The following is a 16,606-nucleotide window of genomic DNA, read 5'->3' as shown; positions in this document are numbered from 1 at the left end:
TGCGTTAGCTCCCTTTTAGCCACGCCGCTGCTGCCACAGCGAGGAGAACGACACCTTCGCCGGGAATCGGGCCGAGGGAGATCGAGCCGAAGTCGAAGCCACCACCGCCATCGTTCTGGGCTTCTTTCTGCATCTCCAACTGTGCTTCGCGGATTTGCGCGAGTTCGTTTTCGAGTGCGGTCACGTCGCTCGTTTGGTTGTTCCTCGATTCGGTCTGGAAGGAGGTGACCTCCTCACCGTCTTTGTTCACCACGAACTCGATTCGGAAATCCTGCTCTATCTGCACGAAGTCGCTTTGCAGTTCATCGGTCGTCGTGGTCGTGGTCGAGGTCGTGTTCCCATCGGTCGTCGTAGTCGACGCCGAGCCATCGTACTCGTAGGCGATGTAGAGCGGGTCCGACCACGTCGACGGACTGTAGGTCTGACCACTCTGGAACCCGACCTCGTTCCCATTGTCGTCGGTCGGGACGTGTTCGGTGTAGATGTCAGCCCAGACGGTCGAATTGTCTTCCAGAAGCGTCATCTGGACACTGAAATCCGCGTTAGTCGAGATGCCGAGCATGGCCGCATGCACACCCTGCGCCTGCATTCCGTCGTAGTTCTGCGAGAGTTCGGTCGACGCAGTGATGGGGTCGACAAGCTCCTCGGTCGGAATCTCGCCGGGGTCGTATTCGGCGTACACGTCTGAGACAAACCCGGAGAGTTGGCTGTTCACTTCGTCGCGTTCTGAGACGAGTGACGCCCAAGCCTCTCCAATCGGGTCCGAGAACGAGTCGTAGTTCCGGGTGCCTTTGAACGGAAGCGACACCATCTGGTCGGAGTTGGGGTCTTGGTACCCGACTTTCAGCGCCGCGTACTGAAGCGAGTTATTCAGGAATCCGCTCGCTTGGTTCTCCATCTTCGACTTGTGCTGGTTTCCGAAGTAGTGTGGCACCAGCGCAGACTCACGGGAACCAAAGTCAGCAACGAGGAAATCAACATCGACCGCTTCACCATTAATTGGCTCTACTGTGATGGTGAAAATGTCGGAGTATCGTCCACTCCACGTGGTCGATTGGTGATTGTTGTCGTGAGCGCCGTTGTACGAGGTGAGCCAGATGAACCCGCTCCCAACACTCAGTCCGTCATGGGTTGATATCTGGTCCATGTGGTGCTTTATTTGGGCGAGTTGAGAATTCCAATGATTCGCCATGTTCTGGAAAATCGTGAGGTAGTAGTCATCGATGGCTTCCTGCATGGCGGTAACGGCTTCTGACTCGCCCTTCTCCGCATTCATCTTCTCGATGATAGCGGCCTTCCCTTTAGCGAGCGCGACGTTTCGGGAGTTCTTGACATTATTCCGGATAGAGGTCATCACCCGTTCGTCAGCAGACGCCATTTCCAGCGCGCCAGCGTAGATGTCGGACTTGAGCGCATCCGCACCAGTGTAGCCACTGTAATCCTTATTGTCGCCGAGAAGCTTATCGGCACCCGCTTCCATCAGGTAATGGAGTCCGACCAAGGCACCAGCAGCAACGATTGGTGCTACACCCTGAACGCGGCCCACAGGAGATCGGGGTGGCACGGTCGAAGCCGCGCCGACGCCTGCGGCTGCGGCTGTTCCTTTCAGCACTGTTCTCCGAGTTAACGTCTGTTCGGTATCAGTCATCGTTTATGACAAAGAACGGATTAGTCGTCTACTGGACTGCGACGGCCCAACTCACGATGGTTGCGACGAACGCGAGTTGCATTCCCAGCGGATCACCGATGTTCGTCAGGAGGTCCGAGACCACCGTGACGTACTCGTTACCGAGAATCAGCGCCGGACCCAGCGCGATCAGGACCTGCTCCTGCAGCTCGTAATGTTCGAAGCTCTTGGTCTCAGAGCTTGCGAACGCCACTACGAACGCACCGAGCGACACGAGCAGCGAGTGCTGGGTCGACAGCGTGTAGGAGCCATTAGCTCCACCGAGCCACATCAGTTCGATAGCGGAGATTCCGCCGAACTGGTACAGCGAGGCCGCGATGAACGCGACAGAGAGGATCGCCGGGATGCTCCTGATGTTCGCGTAGTCGGACACCATCGACCGAGCGCCACTGGAGCGAGTCGCCATTACGGACCACTCCGAGTGATGGGCCGCAGCAGCTTCGAGAGTCGACTGTCCTCCGTCTGCGTCTCATTGTGAGCCTTGATGTACTCAGTGAACGCTTCGGGGTCGTCGTTAGTCATGTCAGTCATCCTTGAAACGGAGTTCGCGGGGGTTGTAGGTCTGTTCCTCGCCGTTCTCGTCCTCGAACGACCGCTCTTCGTTCAGTTTGACGTGCGCGACCGGCTCGCCAGCGATGAGTCCGCTTTCGAGTTGGCGGCGCATCGTCGCGTTCAGCCAGAGTGTCTTGCCGTCGATCTCGATGAGGCCATTGTCGCCAGCAGTGAGATTAACGTCCGTAATCTCACCAGTGACGCTCTCGCCAGCATCGAGGTTGATGTAGTCGCTATCCGATTCCGACTCGTCCACGTCAGGAGACGCAAACGAATCGAGGTCGAAACCACTTTCATCAGTTTTCGACATTGCATTGAATCCTACTGCTGGTTTACACTTAAAGCTCCAACTACGGGAATTAGCCAGTTTCAGACCAAACACTGACCATCGGCGGAGGCCGGTCTTCTCGAGTAAGATTGACTGGCTCTTCAGAGTCAGCACAATCGGCGGTCACCGGGTCGAGGTCCGACCGGGCAGTGGTATCGATGTGTCCAGGGAGGTCAGAAAAGTGGTAAGTTCCAACGTGGTCGATTTGGACGAACGGGACAGTCACAGCTTGTGAAACTGTCGATTTGGCACGTTGGCCATCGATGGGAGCCTCACCGGGCCAAGTGTCCACGTTGAGCCGTTCGCAGGCAAGTTGTACGTCATGCTTCGAAGCCCAACGAACGGCGCGATCAACCTCTTCAGGGAGCCGGTCATCGCGGTCAATTTTACGCTCCAAGCGGCGAGAGATGGACCAGAATTGCTTTCCAGTGGCCCAATACATTCCGAGTTTCCAACGGGCAAATTTGTCGGTATAGCCCTCGCGCTCTTCGAGGTCTTCGCCGGAAGCATCAAGCAGGGACGCGAAGGTCATAGAGAGATACTTACCGAGGTACTGCCCGGCAGTTTTCTGCATGGGGTTGTCCTCTTCGCCAGCCATGTCGATTTGGTGCGACCGGGAAAGGTCCTCGGCGCGATCGTCGTCAAGCTCGTTATCCCCATAGCGGTACCAGCAGACGAACCCGTCATCATTCGCAAACTCGGTCCCTTCTACGTCATTGAGGTCGTCGCGGTAAGTCAACGGATACACGTCCACGATTTGGCCCTGTCCGTAGTCGGACCACTTGTCAGAGAGTTCCTGTTTGTGCATCAGCCATGGACAGCCTTCGAGTTCACCGGATTCCTTCGTGGGAACGTCGAAGAACAGAACGTGCAGGTGTGGCAGACCTCTTTCTGTAAACTCCAGAGCCTTGAGGTAATCCAGTTTTTTGCGCGGTCGAGAGGTCACCTCATCGGCGCGATCAGTCGCATAGGACAGTACGCCAGATTTCCGGGTATCACCCTTCGTTGAAGGGTCTGACTTCATATATTGAGTCAACCGATGGAAGTTCGGGTTAATCAGCTCGGTAAGTTCGGAGATCGAGCGCGGGTCAGGACGATCAGGGTCATCGAGCGTACCTGGATCAGAAGTCAGCGTAACGAGTACTGCGTTATCAGCGTCAGCCTTCATTTCGTCCAACGCTTGGTTGTAGCGAGCCAACATCTTCCGAATCCGGCCATCGTCATTAAAGCGGGTCTTATACCGCTTCGTCATGGTCTTTGAGCCAGACTGCCGGAATCCGTTGGAAACCGATACATCGAACAGCAGACGGTAATCCTCTACACGGTCGATGTAACGTTGTAGCGAGTTCGCCAACGTCTCTTTATGCCCGTCAGTTAGCCGATTCCCGGCTTTCAGGATATTAGAGCAGAACTGGCGGTCGTACACCAGAGCGTTTGCAGAGGTGGTTGTTTCACGAGTGCCTTCTGAAATCAAGTCAAGGCACTCCAAGGTCGGCGTCACGAAACAGCCGGTAGAAGTGTCGTTTAAGCGCACGAAACCGCACTCTTCGAGCGTTCGCGTGAACCTATAAGTAAACTTATAATCAGAGTCCGAACCGTCGAGTTCGTCCCAGTCGGGAGAGCCATGCAGGCGGTCGAGCCAGTCGGAATGCCGGTCGAGCGCGTTGCCATCAACGTCAGCAAAACCGTAGTTGTGGGGTGAGTCGTAGAGCTTCGTACCCTTGAGAACGAGGTGTACAAGTGTCGTTCGACGGATTCCTTGGGGATTGTTGGTAATAGCTTTCAGAAGTCGGGCGCGGTCGAGGTCGCGGTCAGAAAATGAACCGTCGCGTAGGCGGCCATGTCCGAGCAGGTCACGCTCTTCTAAGTAATGGCATAATGTCGATGTGGTACATCGACCAGAATCCTCACCAGAGTCCCATGCCTCAGCCACGACCGACATAACGACTATCGGAGAAACACCGAGAGTTGATCGCAGAAGTACGCATACTGAAAGGCCTCAGGTACGAGAAGGCCCTTAGTCGCCATGCGTACCTCCAGCTGGGAAGTCAGTCAGTCGACTTTGACCGGCTTCCAAGTGTGTAGTACCGCATTCACGTTCGGCCCTTCCCGTTGGTCGGGCCGGAGCAGTCGGCTTCCGGGTCGACCCCCCATGGGAGGGGGGTCGCATTCCGGGTCCTCCTTTCTGGTTTTCGTCGAGTCGGGCAAGAAACCAGTTGAGGTCGATACCATCGAGAAGATCGACTTCCGGCTTCTCAGAATTACGAAGGCAGTTGACGCAGAGGTCTCGAAGGGCCTCTTCAGAGTCAGCAGGTCGTAAGCACTGGTGCCGACAGTCAAGCTGGTGACATCGGTAGCTACGGTACTCAGAGAGGTCTACCGACATCGAGCAGTCACCTCCGGTGACCAGAGATCAGTCGTGTCGAGTACGTCATCGCGCTCGACAGCCGCGAGTTCACGAGCAGTAACGAACCGGACCTTCGGGTCCGACCGCTCGCTCACAGCGACCGACCTCCCTGCTGCTCGGTGTCCGTGCTGGACTGAGCGCTCACGTCGGTGAGTTTAGCCTGATCCTCGGGGACTGTTCGGGGTGCAGGGCTGTTGTTGTCCTGCACTTCCTCGGCATCGCGGGTGTCCCTCGACTCTAACCACGACCGAACGATAAACCGAACGTAGGCAGCCGGGAGCGCGTTCTTTGCCAGATGTTGTTTCGGGTAGTCGCCGCGATAGCCCTTCGTCGCCTTCCACCACTCCGTCGTGCGGTCGGCGAGGAAGTACGGCGAAACCGTTTTTTCCCCGAACTGTTGTTGCTGGGGCGGCTGAAGGATGGGGAACGACGCCTCGAACGCTCGCTCGTAGGCGAGCGGTAGACCGAACATCCGACCGTGAAGGACGACCGCGTCTTCGAGGGGAGCGCGCGGCTTGTTCTCGATGACGTAGTCGTCGGCGATTCGGCAACCGAGTTCCCGAGCGCGGGGAATCTGGTTGTCGTGGTCCTCAGGGTCCACGTCCGGCATATCTGCCCACTTCGTACACTTCGGATGGAGAAGCGCGAGGTCGAAGCGTCCGCGCGGGATCTCCTCCATCAGGTCGATTTCGGTCGTCTCGGCGACGAACTCGTTCGGTCGCGGGTCGATTGTGAACCGGTGAACCTCGGCGTGGGCGGCCAGTACCTCGGCCTCGACGCCGTGGTCAGCGAACAGGTGAGCAATCCTGACCTGCTCGGTTCCGTCCGTCGACTGCTCGCTCACAGCGACCGACCTCCGTTAGAAAAGTAGCTAGCTACTGCCGGTTCAGCTATGAAATTCGGGAGACGACGCAGGGCCGCAACTGGAGTCCCGTTGAACTCAGATTTTCGGGGGTGATAGGCGAAGGACAGAACAGACGAAGCAGACGCTAACCGGCTTGAAAGCGGAGGATACGCTATCAGCCACAGAACGACCGGGGAAGAAGTCCGCCCTCCCCGATTTGAACGGGGGACAAGTCGATCTACAGTCGACTGCTCTACCAGTCTGAGCTAAGGGCGGACGCAGTTTCACGTAGGAGCCCTACCGGACTTAAGGGTTATTATTCGGCGGGAACGCGGGCCCGGGGACGGGCACGCCGAGCGGACCCGAACCGCACGCCGAGCGCGAAATCGCCGTCGGGAGCGACGTCTCCCGCGCGTCGGACATGTCGGGGGAAGGTTAAAATAGGATGGCTACATAGCGTGAGACGAACTGCCACATGAGCAAGATAACCTTCCGCGCCGACGAGGACCTGGTCGAGCGCATCGAGGCGCGGGACGCCTCCAAGAGCGAGATCATGCGGGAGGCGCTCCGGGCGTATCTCGACCGCGAGACGCCCGGCCCGAACCGGGAACCCGAGCCGGACCGGCGCGCACGCGGTCCCACCGGCTCGCTCGACGCGCTGCTCGCAGAGCGCGTGGACGAACTCGTCGCAGAGCGGCTCGGGGCGCGCGAGTCGCACGGCCGCGAGGACGGAGGCCCGCAGGACGTGAACGTCGACGTGACGCTGGAGTCGGCCGCACCCGCGCGCGCCGACGTCGGCTCCGGACGGGCCGAGCGCTCGTCGGACGACCGCTCCGCGGTCGAGACGTCCGACGCCGTCGCGGCGGGCGAGACGGCCTGCGGACAGTGTGGCGAGTCGCTGGCCGAGGACCACGTGTACTGCCCCAACTGTGGGGAGAAGGCGACGCGACGGCTGTTCTGCGAGTGCGGCGACGAGGTGCGCTCGGACTGGGGGTTCTGTCCCGGCTGCGGTCGTCGGACGCCCGCTGCCGACGTGCTCGACCGGTCGTAAGACGTCGTTTTACGACTGCCGTTAACTATTTAAGTTTTCACTATGATTGTAGGAACGCGTAAGACGGTTGTCTTACACTGGGGCGCGTCGCGGCGGATGTCCGCCGTGCTCGGCGCTCACAGGCCGTAAGACAGGACGCGCGGGAAGTCGCGTGCCGTCTTACTCACAGGGGAACTACCAACTATGGAGCGTGTGACACTCCGCATTCCGAAACAGCAGATCGAGGAGGTCGAACAGATGGTCGAGACCGGCGAGTTCCCGAATCGCAGCGAGGCGATTCGGGCCGCCGTTCGGGAGATGCTCAACGAGCAAGAGGAGACGACCGAACAGACCACGAACAAGCGGTCGTGGGCGAAGGTGTAGAGCCATGCAGGATATCGTTCAGGACGCCTTGAAGAACGCCGACGAGGAGAGCCGCGAGATGGACGCGTCCATCGACGGCGACGAGTTCGGCGACCCGCGTATCGTAATCGTCGGCTGTGGCGGTGCCGGGAACAACACCGTCAACCGGCTGTACAACATCGGCGTCGAAGGCGCGGACACCGTCGCCATCAACACCGACAAGCAACACCTCAAGATGATCGAGGCCGAGACGAAGATACTCGTCGGCAAGTCCCTCACCAACGGACTCGGGGCTGGCGGCGACCCCTCGATGGGCGAGCGCGCCACCGAGATGGCCCAGGGGACCATCAAGGACGTACTCGGGGACGCCGACCTCGTGTTCGTCACCGCCGGAATGGGCGGGGGCACCGGCACCGGAGCCGCGCCCGTGGTCTCGAAGATCGCCAAAGAGCAGGGTGCCATCGTGGTCGGGATGGTCTCGACGCCGTTCAACGTCGAGCGCGCCCGCACGGTGAAGGCCGAGGAGGGACTCGAGAAGCTCCGCACCGAGGCCGACTCCATCATCGTGCTGGACAACAACCGGCTGCTCGATTACGTCCCGAACCTGCCCATCGGCAAGGCCTTCTCGGTGATGGACCAGATCATCGCCGAGACTGTCAAGGGCATCTCCGAGACCATCACCCAGCCCAGCCTCATCAACCTCGACTACGCCGACATGACCTCCATCATGAACAAGGGCGGGGTCGCGGTGATGCTGGTGGGCGAGACCCAGGACAAGAACAAGACCGAGGAGGTCGTCCGGGACGCCATGAACCACCCGCTGCTCGACGTCGACTACCGGGGCGCGTCGGGCGGGCTGGTCCACATCACGGGCGGACCGGACCTCACGCTCAAGGAGGCCGAGTCCATCGCCTCCAACATCACCGAGCGACTGGAGGCCAGCGCGAACGTCATCTGGGGCGCACGCATCCAGGACGACTACAAGGGCAAGGTCCGGGTCATGGCCATCATGACCGGCGTCCAGAGCGCGCAGGTGCTCGGTCCGGACACCCAGCGGCAGGCCGACCGGTCGCGCGAGCACATGAACGACGCCGGCGACCAGTCGTTCGACGCGAGTCAGAACATCGACGGGCTCGGGGACTTCGGCGACGCCACGGAGTCGACCCACGAGTCGAGCGGGTCGAACGAGTGGGGTGCCGAGAGCGACGGCGGACACGACGAGGTCGAGCAGAACAACGGCCTCGACGTGATTCGCTGACGGGCTCGGATTTCGAGTCCGACGTCCGCGGAATTTCTCGGAGGGGAGCAGCTAGGTTCGACTCGTAGACGGAGAACCAGACCCAGTGGCGACGCTAGGACTGCTCGAGCCTCCGGGAGACTGCACGCCGCCGCGACCGCCTCGCAGACCGCCTGCAGTGTGCACAAACTCCCCCCAGCGCGCACCGAACGGAAGACGCCTCAGCGCGCGCCGAGGTGGACGGACGAGTCAGCGCACGGATGGTGAACACTCGTCCGAGCGCGACCGCCCCAGTCGAGAGGTCAGGCCGCGTGAATCGAATCGAGCAGCGAGCACTTCCGGCAGACGTCACGGGTCGTCGACGAGCCGCACCGCTCGCACTCCCCGAGGTCCGTGCTGCCCTCCTCGCGCGCGCCGAACTCCTCGGCCGCCAGCGCGGCGAGTTCCTCGTAGCCGGCCATGATGGAGTGGCGGGTCCCGGGATGGTTCTCCTCTAGCTGGTAGAGCAACTCCTGAATCTCGCCCCGGTAGGCCTCGCTGGCGTGGGGACACTCCGTGATTTGGGCCGGGAGGTCGGCCAGGTGGGCGTACAGCGCGACCTCCTTCTCGGGGACGTCCCGGAGGGGCTTGGCGCGCGGCACGAAGTGGTCGCCCGTCTCCCGAGTCGGGTCGTCGTCGGACGCGCGCTCGTCGAACGCGCCTAAACTCGCGTCGAAGTGCTTGGCGATCTGGGCCACGTCGCCCTCCAGGAAGTTCATCAGCGCGGTCTCGGCCTCGTCGTCGAGGTTGTGGCCGGTCAGGAGCTTGTCGGCTCCCAGCTCCTCGGCGTACCGGCTCAGCAGGTCGCGCCGGAACACCCCGCAGTACGCGCACGCGGCCATGTTCTCGGGGTCGCTCTCGACCACGTCGTCCATCCGGACGTCGAACTCCTCCTCGTAGGTGACCAGTTCGTGGCGGAGACCCAGTTCGTCGGTCAGTTCCACGCAGGCGTCGACGCTCTCGTCCCGATAGCCCTCGATGCCCTCGTGGATGGTGAGCGCGACCAGTTCGATCCGGGGGTCCTTCTCGAACGTCCGGTGGAGGACGTCGGTGAGGACGACGCTGTCTTTGCCCCCGGAGAGGCCGACGACCCACGTCTGCGGGTCCTCGGGCGTGGCGTCGTCGGGGACGAGACCGTCCTCGCGGACGCGCCGCCGGACCCGCTTGTCGACCGACGCGAGGAAGTGCTCCTCGCAGAGGTGCAGCCCCGAGTACGCCGCGTGCATGACCGACTCGCGGCCGCATTTGTCACAATCCATCACGACGGCGTTGCAGTTCCGGTCGTTTGTCGGTTTCGCCTCGCGACGTGTGAACCGTATATCGCTATAGCAAATTCAATTCCCGGCGGGACGCTCGCCCCCGTCTCGGAGAGCACGTTGCGCCAGAAAGATAATATATCGAATAATTCTCGGATTCGGCGCGTGAGTCCGATTTCGCCGCGGCCCCGGATTCGCGGTTCGCCGACAGCCGGCTCAGCCGCGAAACCGACCGACTGTCAGCGTACCGGCGTACACCGCGATAGCGGCCAGCACGATAGACCCACCAGCTGCCAGCCCGTACTGGTACGAAGCGGTGACGCCGACGACGCCCGCCAACTCCGCCGCGAGGACCGCGAGCAGCAGCGACTGCTTGAACGTCCGAGCGACCCGCGCGGCGGCCGCGACCGGGACCACGAGCATCGCGGCGACGAGGATGACGCCGAGAATCTGCATCGCGCTCACGACCACCGCGGCGGTCAGGACGACCAGCAGCCGGTTGTACGAAGACACGTCGATGCGGGCGGCGCGGGCGGCGGTCTCGTCGAACGTGGCGAAGAGGAGCGGTCGGTACGCCGCGCCGACCAGCCCCGACACGAGGCCGGTCATCGCCAGCAGGAGCCCGACGTTGGCCGTCGAGACCGTGGCGAGGCTCCCGAACAGGTAGGCGTCGATGCCGACCGCGATGCCGCCGTCGGTGGCCGTGACGAGCACGCTCCCGACCGCGAAGCCACCGGTCAGGACGATGGCCAGCGACGTGTCGCTGTGGGCGTCCGCGGACTCGACGAGCAGCTCCACGAGCAGCGCCGTCCCCATCGCGACGACCATCGCCGTCGCCAGCGGCGGGACCGACACCGAGAGGACGCCGTTGGCGAACAGTCCGACCGCGACCCCCGCGAACGCGGTGTGAGCGAGCGTGTCGCCGATCATCGCCATCTCGCGGTGGACGAGGAACGTGCCGACCAGGGGCCCGACGATTCCGATGCAGACGACCGCGAGGTACGCCCGCTGCATGTACGGATAGCCGAGCATCCGGACGCCGAGCGCGCCCGCGAGCCAGTCCATCCCCGCGCCGAAGACCGCCAACATCCATTCGAGCAGCGCGAACGGCCAGTCGGCGAGCGCCAGCGGAGCGACGCAGACGTCGCCCGCGAGAATCCCCCGCGTCATGGCTCGTGGTCGTGGCGGAGGACGCGCTGGTCCGCCCCGTAGGCCGACGCGAGCGCGTCGGTCTCGGCGAACTCGGCGGGGTCGCCGTGGAAGTACAGTCGGCGGTTCAGACACGCGATTTCGCTGGCGTGGGTCGTCACGACGCCGACGTCGTGTTCCACGAGGACGACCGTCAGTCCCGCCGCGTTCAGGTCGGCCAGCATCGCGTAGAACGCCTCGCGCGACCGGGCGTCGACCCCGACCGCCGGTTCGTCGAGCGCGAGCAGGTCGGCCTCGGCCGCGAGCGCACGCGCGATGAACACCCGCTGGCGCTGGCCGCCCGAGAGTCGGCAGACGCGCCGGTCGGCGAGGTCCGCGATGCCGACCCGGTCGAGCGCGTCCGCGACGGCCCGACGGTCGGCCTCGGAGAACCGCCCGACGAGGCGACGGGGGTACCGGCCCATCCGGACCGCCTCCCGGACCGTGACGGGCATCTCCCGCACCGCGCCCGCGACGTCCTGGGCGACGTAGGCGACGCGCTCGCCGTCGTCGAACGACTCGGCGGGCTCGCCGAACAGCCGGACCGACCCGTCGTCGGGGCTGCGCAGGCCCAGCAGGAGTTCGAGCAGCGTGCTCTTGCCCGACCCGTTCGGCCCGACCACGCCGAGGAACGCGCCGGGGGCGACCGTCAGCGAGACGTCCTCGACCACCGGTTCGGGACCGAAGCCAAAGGTGACGTCCTCGGCGCGGAGTGCCGGCGGTGACGCCTCCGACCCGTCGCCGGACCTCGCGGTCACTGCTCTGGCGCCCCGAGCGCCCGCTCCAGGGTCGGAAGATTGATTTCGGTCATGACGTCGACGTAGCCCCAGCCCCGGTCGGCCCACTCGTCGGTCCGACCGGGAATCGACGTCAGCGGGAGCACCGACCCGGCGTCAGTCTCCGCGACGAGCTGGTCGGCCGCCCGCTGGGACGCCAGCGGGTCCGCGAGGACGTGGTCGAGGTCGTGGTCCGCGATCACCTGCTGGGCGGTCTCGACGTCCTTCGGCGTCGGCGCGCCGTCGGGCGAGACGCCGGTCAGCGTCGCGACCTCGAAGCCGTATCGGTCGGCGAAGTAGCCGAAGGCGTCGTGGCCGGCCACGAGTATCACGTCCTTCGAAGCGCCGTCGAGCGCGGACTCGAACGACGCGTGGAGGTCGTCGAGCCGCGAGGCGTACGCGTCGGCGTTCTCCGCGTAGGCGTCCGCGTTCGCCCCGTCGACGCTCGCGAACCCCTCGCGTACCGTCTCGACCGCACGCTTCGCCCGGAGCGGGTCGAGCCAGAAGTGCGGGTCGGTCCCGCCGGCGTGGTCGTGGCCGTCTTCTCCGTCGTGGCTACTCTCCTCGTCGTGTCCCTCGTGAGCGGTCCCCTCGTGGTCACCACCGTCACCGTGATGCGTCTCGTCGTGGCCGCCGTGGTCCGTCGTCCCGTCGTGCCCTGCTTCGTCGTGACCTCCTCCTTCGTCGTGGCTCTCGTGGCCCCCGCCGTCGTGGTTCCCGTCCCCGCGGCTCCCGGCCACGAGCAGGTCGACGTTCGACCCGACATCCACGAGCGCGGTGTCCCCGCCGTCCTCGCGGACGTTCCCGGCCATGTCGTCGGCCCACGGCTGGAACCCGTCGACGCCGCGAACGAACAGGTCGGCGTCGAGCACGTCGCCCTGAATCTGCGGTCCGGGCTCCCAGCCGTGGCCGTGCTGGCCCACCGGAACGAGGGTCTCGGCCGTCGCGACGTCGCCGGCCACCTGCGACGCGAAGTCGCCGAACACGAAGAACGACGCCTGCGCGGTCGGTTCGTCGGCGTCGCGGTCGGACGCGAACGATGCGTCGCTCAGGCAGCCAGCGAACGACCCGACCGCGAGCGCGCTCGCGGTCGTCTCTACCATCCGTCGTCGGGTGTACTCCACCATGTTAATAAGACTATCGAGCTAGTTAATAATCCCTGTGATTCGAATAGCTCCTATTGTTAACCAAACACCGCCCGTCCGCCGAATGGTCTAAGGTAACATCCGACGTACTACCGCTATGCCGGTGGGTGGATACGACCCCGAAGACCTCGACGACAAGCTCTCGGACCTGATGGACGCCGACGGACGGGACCCCTCGAACTGGCTGACCGACGCCGAGCGCCGCGAGTGGGAGCAGGGCGGGAGTCTCGTCGACCTGCTCGACGAGGACGACATCCGCGACCTGCTGAGCGAGGACGACTCGTCCAGATGACGGCTAATCCGGGAGACGTCGAAGGGTCCCGTAGAACCGGATTCTATATATCGACATGAGATTCATCTCTCGCGTTCGGAGTGCAGCACGGACTGGCGAGCGCCCGCCGAAACGCCCCAGAAGTTCGACGAGAGGCTCCGCCTCGCCGAACTCGTCGATAGCTCGACCGCGGGAGTTCCACACCGACGCGCCATCGTTAACCCGGCGGAACGCGAACCCGCAGGTGATGAACCGAGACGACGCCATCGAGCGGGCCGAGCAAATCCTCGCCGCCGTCGAAGACGAGACCATGCCGGTCCCGGTGCGGGAGCTGTGGGTCTACGGCGACGCGGCACTCGGACTCGACCCCGTCGAGCGACTGGACGTCTACCTCACCAAGGACGTCCTCCTCCGGGGCGACGACGGCGGCGCTGCCGAGCGGTTCGAGCGGACCCACGGCATCGAGGGCGTGGGCAAGACCGTCCGGGCGGAGTGGGCCGACGAACACCCCGAGTATCTCCGGGCGAACGACGCGGGCTACGCCGCGCCCGAGAAGTGTCTGGCCGCGCACCTGTTGCCGGAGGACGACCCGGTCCACCTCGAGGTCTGCAACTCCAGTTTCGAGGACAACGTGACCCAGCGGTTGGACGGAGCCATCGCCCGGGACGACTACGAACAGATACTCGACCCTCGTGGGGTCTGCCTCTGGGCGGAGGGCCAGCGCAGCGACGAGGCGCTCCGGAAACTGCGCGAGAGCGAACTCGCCTTCCCCACGCTGCCCGACGCACTGGAGATGCTGGGAATGGACCCGGAGAACACCCAGGAGGCGGCGGCGGCCGTCGAGTCCTACCGGAAGCGCCAAGACGGCGCGACCGTGCGCGGCGACGTGGTGTAGCCGTAGCTACCGAGGTTACGAGCAGGCCGTGCAGGCTTCGCTCGTCCGCGCGGGGCGCACGGCGCTCCCGTCTCGACCGCCGCGCGGCGACGGTCAGGTCACGGCCCCGTTTGGTCCCGTCCCCGTACTTAAAATCTCGCGGGACTGGACGCTATCGCGGGACGGTCAGAACCGGCACCGGCGAGGTGCGGACGACGCGCTCGGCGACGCTCCCGAGCAGGACCCGGTCGACGCCGCCGCGGCCCGAGGTGCCCAGCACGACCGCGTCGGCGTCGGTCTCCTCGACGGCCGCCAGAATCTCCCCGTGAACGTCGCCGTGCCGGACGGTCTCGGCGACGTCCTCGACGCCCGCCTCGCGAGCGCGGTCGGCCGCCGCGCTCGCGGCCTCGGTCGCGTCGCCGTCGAGCTTCCGACTCGCAGCTTCCGAGCGCACGTCGGGGCCGAGCGAGGCGTCGTCGACCACCGACACTGCCTGGACGGCCGCGTCGAGCGCGGCCGCGAGTTCGACGCCCCGGTCGGTCGCGGCGCGGGCGGCCTCGCTGCCGTCGGTCGCCACCAGCACGCTCTCGTAGGGGAACGCCGTCCGGGCCTCGCCCCGCGTTCGGACGGTGAGCACCGGCACCTCGGCGAGTCGCACCACGCGCTCGGTGACGCTCCCCAGGACGTACTCGCCGATGGTGCTCCGGCCGTGGGTCGGCATCGCCACGAGGTCCATCCCGCGCTCGGCCGCGTACTCGGCGATGGCGGACGCGGGGTCGCCCTGCACCACCTCGGTCCTGACGTCGACGCCGCGACGCCGGGCGGTCTCGGCCGTCGACTCGACGATCTCCTCGCCCTCGCGTTCGAGCGCGTCGACGACCTCGGTCCCGACGACGGTCACGCTGTCGCGGTTGGTGTCGGCGACGTGGACGACGGAGGCGGTGGCGTCGAACCGCTCGGCGACGTCGAGCGCGTGCGCGACCGCCTCGTCGGTCCCCTCGCTCCCGTCGACCGGCAGGAGAATCTCCTCGAACATAGTTCGAAAGTGGTCGCGAGCCGACAAAGAAGTTCGGTCTGCGAAGGGAGCGTGTTCAGAGAGGTGAATAGTTCCGAAATCGAACGCCCGAGAGCCCTCGGCGCGCACTGCGACGACAGGACAGCAATCAACTTCCCGAGAGCCCTCGGCCCGCTCTCCGACGACAGGACAGCAATCAACTTCCCGAAAGCCCTCGGCCCGCTCTCCGACGACAGAACAGCAATCAACTTCCCGAAAGCCCTCGGCCCGCTCGCGGTCGCTCAGCGACATCTCCGACGGACGTAGTTGCGACGGAGAGAGGTCGCTGAGACGACCACGATGAACGCGAGCGCGCCTCGCCCTTTCAGTCCGCCGAGGGCATCCGCACCCGCCCCGCACCGCCCCGCACCCGCCCCGCACCCGCCCCGCACCACGACCGCCCAGCGGGAGCCTCACCCCTCCCCAGCCTCGGCGAGCGCCTGAACGCGCTCGCCTCCCTCGCGCGAGATGGCGCGACCACTTGCGGGTCGCGCCAGCACGCGCCGACGTGGAAAAATAGGAGTCGGCGCGAGCCGTCGCGTCCAGAATCGCGTGCCAGAGTTCGAACTGGGCCTCGGAACACGGCCGCGAGGAAACGGGTGCAGTCGACGGTCACACCGACCCGACCGTCACGTAGAACGGGACCACCTCGGCGCGCCGATACGACTCGGCGCGCATCTGCTCGACGACTTCCCGACCCATCTCGCGCCAGTCGGTCCGGAGGTCGTCGTAACCCTCGGCCGAGAGGTCGCCCGCCAGCAGGGTGGCCCGGTCGTCGGCCAACCCCTCGCCGCTGGCCTTCCGGCGGGCCGCGCGCAGGTCGCGCTCGGCGTACGGTGGTTCGACCGTCCGCGCGTGGACGTGTCGCCGGGTGGAGATGTCCGCCAGTCCCGCATCTTCGAACGCCTCGCGGGTGCCCGCCCCGCCCAGCGTCACGTCGGTTTCGACCCCGTCGAGGTAGGCCCGGCGAGCGCGGGCCGCCAGCGCCGACTCGGCGTCGACGGTCGACTCGACCGACACCGCCGCGTTGTCGGGCTCGACGGCGGCCACGAGGTCCGAGGAGACCCGCCGGAACTCCCGGACCGCGAGAGCGGGCTCGGGGAGGTTGATGAGCAGCGCCTGACACACTACGAGGTCGAACGAGTTCTCCCGGAAGGGCAATCGGAGCGCGTCGCCCGCCACGGCCTCGACGTCGGCCTGCTCGCGGGCGACCGCGAGCAGCGACGGGTCGGCGTCACAGCCCACGACCTCGGCGGACGACTCCGCGGCCAGGACGCCCGAGAGTTCGCCCGTGCCACAGCCGACGTCGAGGACGCGCTCGCGGCCCCCGAGGTCGAGGTCGGCCAGCGCCGACCGGTCGTCCCACATCCCGCGGCGGGTATTCTTGAGGTAGTCTGCGGAGAACTGTCGCACGGCTGTCTCTGACTGGGGTTGGGACGGGAGACTCAAAAGCGGGGCGGTCGAGCGGCGGGTTCGCCGAAAAGCCAAGCTTGATGGCCCGAGGCCGACCTACCTCCGGGCGTGTCGTCACCACGGTCGGACTTCCTATCGGGGG

At 64.8% G+C, this 16,606-nt stretch carries 18 protein-coding genes and 1 tRNA gene; 7 read left to right on the top strand and 12 right to left on the bottom strand.

The features are described from left to right. Positions 1-4: 4 nt before the first annotated feature. From EPL03_RS03305 to EPL03_RS03290, 4 genes are all read right to left on the bottom strand, one after another. A complete protein-coding gene (locus tag EPL03_RS03305) occupies positions 5-1,480 on the bottom strand; it encodes a hypothetical protein (protein WP_135827908.1) in 1,476 nt (491 codons plus the stop codon). 196 nt (positions 1,481-1,676) lie between these two features. After that, entirely contained in the window at positions 1,677-2,093 is a 417-nt protein-coding gene (locus tag EPL03_RS03300; protein ID WP_135827907.1) for a hypothetical protein, read from the bottom strand. A 117-nt stretch (positions 2,094-2,210) separates the two neighbouring features. Further along, a complete protein-coding gene (locus EPL03_RS03295) occupies positions 2,211-2,549 on the bottom strand; it encodes a hypothetical protein (protein WP_135827906.1) in 339 nt (112 codons plus the stop codon). Between the two features lie 49 nt (positions 2,550-2,598). Next, positions 2,599-4,509, bottom strand: a complete 1,911-nt coding sequence (locus EPL03_RS03290; protein WP_135827905.1) for a rep family protein — start codon at positions 4,507-4,509, stop codon at positions 2,599-2,601. A gap of 210 nt (positions 4,510-4,719) precedes the next feature. Here EPL03_RS03290 and EPL03_RS19750 point away from each other — a divergent pair, with 210 nt between their 5' ends. Then, entirely contained in the window at positions 4,720-4,887 is a 168-nt protein-coding gene (locus EPL03_RS19750; RefSeq protein WP_168216169.1) for a hypothetical protein, read from the top strand. A gap of 178 nt (positions 4,888-5,065) precedes the next feature. Here EPL03_RS19750 and EPL03_RS03285 read toward each other — a convergent pair whose 3' ends face one another. Both EPL03_RS03285 and EPL03_RS03280 read right to left on the bottom strand, forming a co-directional pair. Beyond that, on the bottom strand, positions 5,066-5,818 hold the full coding sequence (locus EPL03_RS03285) for a hypothetical protein (RefSeq protein ID WP_135827904.1): 753 nt from the start codon (positions 5,816-5,818) through the stop codon (positions 5,066-5,068). A gap of 202 nt (positions 5,819-6,020) precedes the next feature. Beyond that, positions 6,021-6,094, bottom strand: a tRNA-Tyr gene (locus tag EPL03_RS03280). Between the two features lie 199 nt (positions 6,095-6,293). Between EPL03_RS03280 and EPL03_RS03275 the strand changes: the two genes are divergently transcribed. The 3 genes from EPL03_RS03275 to ftsZ all read left to right on the top strand — a co-directional run bounded on the left by EPL03_RS03275 (position 6,294) and on the right by ftsZ (position 8,469). Next, the gene (locus EPL03_RS03275; protein WP_135827903.1) at positions 6,294-6,869 is read left to right on the top strand and encodes a double zinc ribbon domain-containing protein; all 576 of its coding nucleotides are present in this window, start codon (positions 6,294-6,296) and stop codon (positions 6,867-6,869) included. Between the two features lie 183 nt (positions 6,870-7,052). Beyond that, complete coding sequence (locus tag EPL03_RS03270; protein ID WP_135827902.1) at positions 7,053-7,232, top strand: ribbon-helix-helix domain-containing protein; 180 nt, start codon at positions 7,053-7,055, stop codon at positions 7,230-7,232. A 4-nt stretch (positions 7,233-7,236) separates the two neighbouring features. Beyond that, positions 7,237-8,469 (top strand): cell division protein FtsZ, encoded by a 1,233-nt coding sequence (gene ftsZ, locus EPL03_RS03265; RefSeq protein WP_135827901.1) that lies wholly within the window; start codon positions 7,237-7,239, stop codon positions 8,467-8,469. A 281-nt stretch (positions 8,470-8,750) separates the two neighbouring features. On the opposite strand, the gene ncsA is transcribed toward ftsZ, so the two are convergent. The 4 genes from ncsA to EPL03_RS03245 all read right to left on the bottom strand — a co-directional run bounded on the left by ncsA (position 8,751) and on the right by EPL03_RS03245 (position 12,834). Then, the gene (gene ncsA, locus EPL03_RS03260) at positions 8,751-9,746 is read right to left on the bottom strand and encodes a tRNA 2-thiolation protein NcsA (RefSeq protein WP_135827900.1); all 996 of its coding nucleotides are present in this window, start codon (positions 9,744-9,746) and stop codon (positions 8,751-8,753) included. A 213-nt stretch (positions 9,747-9,959) separates the two neighbouring features. Next, on the bottom strand, positions 9,960-10,913 hold the full coding sequence (locus EPL03_RS03255; RefSeq protein ID WP_135827899.1) for a metal ABC transporter permease: 954 nt from the start codon (positions 10,911-10,913) through the stop codon (positions 9,960-9,962). Then, positions 10,910-11,689: a metal ABC transporter ATP-binding protein gene (locus EPL03_RS03250; protein ID WP_135827898.1), complete on the bottom strand. Its 780-nt coding sequence runs from the start codon at positions 11,687-11,689 to the stop codon at positions 10,910-10,912. Before EPL03_RS03250 ends, EPL03_RS03255 begins: the two co-directional genes overlap by 4 nt. Next, a complete protein-coding gene (locus EPL03_RS03245; protein ID WP_135827897.1) occupies positions 11,686-12,834 on the bottom strand; it encodes a metal ABC transporter substrate-binding protein in 1,149 nt (382 codons plus the stop codon). Before EPL03_RS03245 ends, EPL03_RS03250 begins: the two co-directional genes overlap by 4 nt. Before the next feature lie 115 nt (positions 12,835-12,949). On the opposite strand from EPL03_RS03245, the gene EPL03_RS03240 reads away from it, so the two are divergent. Together EPL03_RS03240 and EPL03_RS03235 are read left to right on the top strand one after the other, a co-directional pair. Then, entirely contained in the window at positions 12,950-13,144 is a 195-nt protein-coding gene (locus EPL03_RS03240; RefSeq protein ID WP_135827896.1) for a hypothetical protein, read from the top strand. A gap of 226 nt (positions 13,145-13,370) precedes the next feature. Then, positions 13,371-14,018 (top strand): DUF7095 family protein, encoded by a 648-nt coding sequence (locus EPL03_RS03235; RefSeq protein ID WP_135827895.1) that lies wholly within the window; start codon positions 13,371-13,373, stop codon positions 14,016-14,018. A 151-nt stretch (positions 14,019-14,169) separates the two neighbouring features. Here the strand turns inward: EPL03_RS03235 and EPL03_RS03230 are convergent, their stop codons facing one another. Beyond that, positions 14,170-15,033, bottom strand: a complete 864-nt coding sequence (locus EPL03_RS03230) for a universal stress protein (RefSeq protein WP_135827894.1) — start codon at positions 15,031-15,033, stop codon at positions 14,170-14,172. Positions 15,034-15,096: 63 nt separating this feature from the next. Here EPL03_RS03230 and EPL03_RS03225 point away from each other — a divergent pair, with 63 nt between their 5' ends. Beyond that, the gene (locus tag EPL03_RS03225; protein ID WP_135827893.1) at positions 15,097-15,318 is read left to right on the top strand and encodes a hypothetical protein; all 222 of its coding nucleotides are present in this window, start codon (positions 15,097-15,099) and stop codon (positions 15,316-15,318) included. Between the two features lie 345 nt (positions 15,319-15,663). Here EPL03_RS03225 and EPL03_RS03220 read toward each other — a convergent pair whose 3' ends face one another. After that, positions 15,664-16,464, bottom strand: a complete 801-nt coding sequence (locus tag EPL03_RS03220) for a class I SAM-dependent methyltransferase (protein ID WP_135827892.1) — start codon at positions 16,462-16,464, stop codon at positions 15,664-15,666. Between the last annotated feature and the right edge of the window lie 142 nt (positions 16,465-16,606).

The organism is Halorussus halobius (assembly GCF_004765805.1).
GTDB classification, from domain to species: Archaea; Halobacteriota; Halobacteria; order Halobacteriales; family Haladaptataceae; genus Halorussus; species Halorussus halobius.
This window is presented reverse-complemented; position numbering and strand designations above follow the sequence as displayed.

Excerpts from the sequence above, each read along its gene's own strand:
- EPL03_RS03300 (WP_135827907.1), bottom strand. The coding sequence starts at position 2,093 with ATGGCGACTCGCTCCAGTGGCGCTCGGTCGATGGTGTCCGACTACGCG.
- EPL03_RS03270 (WP_135827902.1), top strand. The coding sequence starts at position 7,053 with ATGGAGCGTGTGACACTCCGCATTCCGAAACAGCAGATCGAGGAGGTC.
- ftsZ (WP_135827901.1), top strand. The coding sequence starts at position 7,237 with ATGCAGGATATCGTTCAGGACGCCTTGAAGAACGCCGACGAGGAGAGC.
- EPL03_RS03295 (WP_135827906.1), bottom strand. The coding sequence starts at position 2,549 with ATGTCGAAAACTGATGAAAGTGGTTTCGACCTCGATTCGTTTGCGTCT.
- ncsA (WP_135827900.1), bottom strand. The coding sequence starts at position 9,746 with ATGGATTGTGACAAATGCGGCCGCGAGTCGGTCATGCACGCGGCGTAC.
- EPL03_RS03290 (WP_135827905.1), bottom strand. The coding sequence starts at position 4,509 with ATGTCGGTCGTGGCTGAGGCATGGGACTCTGGTGAGGATTCTGGTCGA.
- EPL03_RS03275 (WP_135827903.1), top strand. The coding sequence starts at position 6,294 with ATGAGCAAGATAACCTTCCGCGCCGACGAGGACCTGGTCGAGCGCATC.
- EPL03_RS03230 (WP_135827894.1), bottom strand. The coding sequence starts at position 15,033 with ATGTTCGAGGAGATTCTCCTGCCGGTCGACGGGAGCGAGGGGACCGAC.
- EPL03_RS03245 (WP_135827897.1), bottom strand. The coding sequence starts at position 12,834 with ATGGTGGAGTACACCCGACGACGGATGGTAGAGACGACCGCGAGCGCG.
- EPL03_RS03240 (WP_135827896.1), top strand. The coding sequence starts at position 12,950 with ATGCCGGTGGGTGGATACGACCCCGAAGACCTCGACGACAAGCTCTCG.
- EPL03_RS03305 (WP_135827908.1), bottom strand. The coding sequence starts at position 1,480 with ATGGAAGCGGGTGCCGATAAGCTTCTCGGCGACAATAAGGATTACAGT.
- EPL03_RS03255 (WP_135827899.1), bottom strand. The coding sequence starts at position 10,913 with ATGACGCGGGGGATTCTCGCGGGCGACGTCTGCGTCGCTCCGCTGGCG.
- EPL03_RS03235 (WP_135827895.1), top strand. The coding sequence starts at position 13,371 with ATGAACCGAGACGACGCCATCGAGCGGGCCGAGCAAATCCTCGCCGCC.
- EPL03_RS19750 (WP_168216169.1), top strand. The coding sequence starts at position 4,720 with ATGGGAGGGGGGTCGCATTCCGGGTCCTCCTTTCTGGTTTTCGTCGAG.